The following is a 2,264-nucleotide window of genomic DNA, read 5'->3' on the forward strand; positions in this document are numbered from 1 at the left end:
GGAGCCATCCTTGAAATACCACCCTGTCGTGCTTGACGTTCTAACCTGGGCCCATTATCTGGGTCGGGGACCGTGTATGGTGGGTAGTTTGACTGGGGCGGTCTCCTCCTAAAGAGTAACGGAGGAGCTCGAAGGTACGCTCAGCGCGGTCGGACATCGCGCACTGTGTGCAAAGGCATAAGCGTGCTTGACTGCAAGATCGACGGATCAAGCAGGTAGGAAACTAGGACTTAGTGATCCGGTGGTTCTGTATGGAAGGGCCATCGCTCAACGGATAAAAGGTACTCCGGGGATAACAGGCTGATACCGCCCAAGAGTTCATATCGACGGCGGTGTTTGGCACCTCGATGTCGGCTCATCACATCCTGGGGCTGTAGTCGGTCCCAAGGGTATGGCTGTTCGCCATTTAAAGTGGTACGCGAGCTGGGTTCAGAACGTCGTGAGACAGTTCGGTCCCTATCTGCCATGGGCGTTGGAGATTTGAGAGGGGCTGCTCCTAGTACGAGAGGACCGGAGTGGACGAACCTCTGGTGTTCCGGTTGTCACGCCAGTGGCATTGCCGGGTAGCTATGTTCGGAAGCGATAACCGCTGAAAGCATCTAAGCGGGAAGCGCGCCTCAAGATGAGATCTCCCGGGGCACAAGCCCCCTGAAGGAACCATGTAGACTACGTGGTTGATAGGTCAGGTGTGTAAGTACAGCAATGTATTGAGCTAACTGATACTAATGATCCGTGCGGCTTGACCATATAACCTCAAGTTGCCTTGGCTTTACGACAGCGTCGTAAGAGCATCCAAGTGCACGCTACGTCACAAGAACTATGCGAGGCTGGCGCCTTGTCCCACAGGGACGAGTGCGACGCTCCAAAAGCCTCCCTGGTGAAATTAGCGCTGTGGAACCACCCGATCCCATCCCGAACTCGGAAGTGAAACGCAGCTGCGCCGATGGTAGTGTGGCTCAAGCCATGCGAGAGTAGGTCATCGCCAGGGTTTACACCCAAAACCCCGCTGCTTGCGCAGCGGGGTTTTCCTTTTTTTGCAGGCACCCGGTTTCGACCTGGACTTGCGGCAACAACTTCACGAAGAGCTTGAAGTTCCTCAAACAAGTTGTTGACAAAGCTGAAAGGCCTGCCATAATAGGCGGCTCGCAACGACGAAAGGCCCTCCGGGCCCAACGACGAAGCAGCATCGGCAACAACGTCCGCTCCGGTGAGACGGCCTTGAAAAAAGGTGTTGACGAGGCGGAAAAGCCGGCTATAATGGGCGGCTCGCTACGAAGGAAACTTCGCAGCACACGGGAATGGCGCTGAGGCCACTTCCCCGGATCTTTGAAAGTATGCGCAGGTATCTTGTGAAGGCGCCTGCAGGAAGGATGATTGTCCATCTTGCAGACGTTTGATCAAGCAACTATTAATTGTTTTAAAGCAAGCGATACGTTGCCAGAATCAATCATCTGCAGCTTTAAATTTTGATCTTCGGATCATGCAGTTTTAAGTGAAGAGTTTGATCCTGGCTCAGAGTGAACGCTGGCGGTAGGCCTAACACATGCAAGTCGAACGGCAGCACAGGAGAGCTTGCTCTCTGGGTGGCGAGTGGCGGACGGGTGAGGAATACATCGGAATCTACTCTGTCGTGGGGGATAACGTAGGGAAACTTACGCTAATACCGCATACGACCTACGGGTGAAAGCAGGGGACCTTCGGGCCTTGCGCGATTGAATGAGCCGATGTCGGATTAGCTAGTTGGCGGGGTAAAGGCCCACCAAGGCGACGATCCGTAGCTGGTCTGAGAGGATGATCAGCCACACTGGAACTGAGACACGGTCCAGACTCCTACGGGAGGCAGCAGTGGGGAATATTGGACAATGGGCGCAAGCCTGATCCAGCCATACCGCGTGGGTGAAGAAGGCCTTCGGGTTGTAAAGCCCTTTTGTTGGGAAAGAAATCCAGCTGGCTAATACCCGGTTGGGATGACGGTACCCAAAGAATAAGCACCGGCTAACTTCGTGCCAGCAGCCGCGGTAATACGAAGGGTGCAAGCGTTACTCGGAATTACTGGGCGTAAAGCGTGCGTAGGTGGTTATTTAAGTCCGTTGTGAAAGCCCTGGGCTCAACCTGGGAACTGCAGTGGATACTGGATGACTAGAATGTGGTAGAGGGTAGCGGAATTCCTGGTGTAGCAGTGAAATGCGTAGAGATCAGGAGGAACATCCATGGCGAAGGCAGCTACCTGGACCAACATTGACACTGAGGCACGAAAGCGTGGG

The 2,264-nt window shown here is 54.2% G+C and carries 3 rRNA genes; all 3 read left to right on the forward strand.

Annotation, left to right across the window (positions count from 1 at the left end):
- Positions 1 to 747: ribosomal RNA gene (locus tag AB839_RS20810) — 23S ribosomal RNA — on the forward strand; the annotation flags it as partial.
- A 126-nt stretch (positions 748 to 873) separates the two neighbouring features.
- A 5S ribosomal RNA gene (gene rrf / locus AB839_RS20815) occupies positions 874 to 988 on the forward strand.
- Positions 989 to 1,489: 501 nt separating this feature from the next.
- Positions 1,490 to 2,264 (forward strand): 16S ribosomal RNA (locus tag AB839_RS20820); the annotation flags it as partial.

This window comes from Stenotrophomonas sp. DDT-1 (assembly GCF_001580555.1).
Classification (GTDB): domain Bacteria; phylum Pseudomonadota; class Gammaproteobacteria; order Xanthomonadales; family Xanthomonadaceae; genus Stenotrophomonas; species Stenotrophomonas sepilia.